Source organism: Paenibacillus athensensis (genome assembly GCF_004514475.2).
Lineage (GTDB): Bacteria > Bacillota > Bacilli > Paenibacillales > NBRC-103111 > Paenibacillus_AL > Paenibacillus_AL athensensis.
This window is the reverse complement of the sequence record NZ_MYFO02000048.1, coordinates 1-581: the sequence shown is the minus strand read 5'-3', so window position 1 is coordinate 581 and position 581 is coordinate 1. Positions and strand designations below refer to the sequence as shown.

General features: G+C 54.7%; 1 rRNA gene. It reads right to left on the bottom strand.

Going from position 1 to position 581, the window contains the following annotated elements:
* A 23S ribosomal RNA gene (locus tag B5M42_RS25125) occupies window positions 1-581 on the bottom strand; the annotation flags it as partial.

The window sequence follows — 581 nt, the reverse complement described above, 5'->3', positions numbered from 1 at the left end:
AGGCGTCAGCCCGTATACTTCGCCTTGCGGCTTCGCACAGACCTGTGTTTTTGCTAAACAGTCGCTTGGGCCTTTTCACTGCGGCCCCCTCGGGCTATTCACCCTACCGAGGCACCCCTTCTCCCGAAGTTACGGGGTCATTTTGCCGAGTTCCTTAACGAGAGTTCTTCCGCGCGCCTTAGAATTCTCTTCTCGCCCACCTGTGTCGGTTTACGGTACGGGCACCTTCGCCTGGCTAGAGGCTTTTCTCGGCAGTGTGAAATCATGACCTTCGGTACTAAAGATTTCCCTCCCCATCACAGCCCAGCCTTAACGGTTAGCGGATTTGCCTGCTAACCAGCCTCACTGCTTGGACGAGCATCCATCAGCTCGCGTCACTATCCTTCTGCGTCACCCCATTGCTCATAACGGCTACGGTGGTACAGGAATTTCCACCTGTTGTCCATCGACTACGCCTTTCGGCCTCGCCTTAGGTCCCGACTTACCCTGAGCGGACGAACCTTCCTCAGGAACCCTTAGGCTTTCGGCGGATCAGATTCTCACTGATCTTTTCGTTACTCATACCGGCATTCTCACTTGAA